Genomic DNA, 770 nt, shown 5'->3' on the forward strand with positions numbered 1-770 from the left:
CCCTCGGGGACCGGTCGTCAGAACGTCAAGTCGACCGGTAGACCACGCAGCCTGCTGGCTGACTACGCCGAAGAGGGCGCACGACACCCCACCAGACGGCTGACCAGGGAAGAAGCTACACGACCGACGATGCGCCTCCGGCTCCGCGAGCATCTCTCTCCCCCGTAGGCATCCGACGCCGACGTCAGATCGACGACGAAAGCGCGGGGTAACCGCGGGGCTTGCTCGAGTTTGCGCCCACGTAGCTCCGCCAAACGATACGCAATCTGCACAGCGGGCCAGCCAAACGCTCGGTATTGCCGATTGTCGGACATTTGAGAATGTCTCGGCTGGGCGCATGCATCCGTTTGGCTTTGAATCTGTCGAAGCGTTGCCGCGGCCCCGTCGATACGCTACTCGTAGTGAGCCGAAGGAAGCTGAACTATGGCGCTACCCACCCTTGTTGGACGTCCATCAATTGCAGTTGAGTCGCCACCGCGGCCAGTTGACTCCCCCGGCAAGCGGCCGCCGATGGAGTGTACTGCGCGGCGAGCACAGGAGTGCTGATGCCGTCAATCCCTGTCGACCCGGTACTGGAAGCAGCCGGGGCACATGTCGAAGTCGGCGTCGACGGTGGCGCGGCCGCAATCACCGCAGCTTCCCATCCTGTCGCTAGTGTTGAAGCCGCACTGGAAACAGACACTAGAGGATGCATCCTGGTTTGCGCGTGTATCGACGTCGACCAGGGCTTCCTCATCACATTCGGGGCATAGCCTGACCGACCAGCCGCT

General features: G+C 62.6%; 1 protein-coding gene. It reads right to left on the minus strand.

Annotation, left to right across the window (positions count from 1 at the left end):
• Positions 1–551: 551 nt before the first annotated feature.
• Positions 552–770, minus strand: a 219-nt coding sequence (locus NNI01S_RS35820) for a hypothetical protein (RefSeq protein ID WP_218019298.1), incomplete at its 5' end; no start/stop codon positions are given.

The organism is Nocardia niwae NBRC 108934 = DSM 45340 (genome assembly GCF_001613465.1).
GTDB classification, from domain to species: domain Bacteria; phylum Actinomycetota; class Actinomycetes; order Mycobacteriales; family Mycobacteriaceae; genus Nocardia; species Nocardia niwae.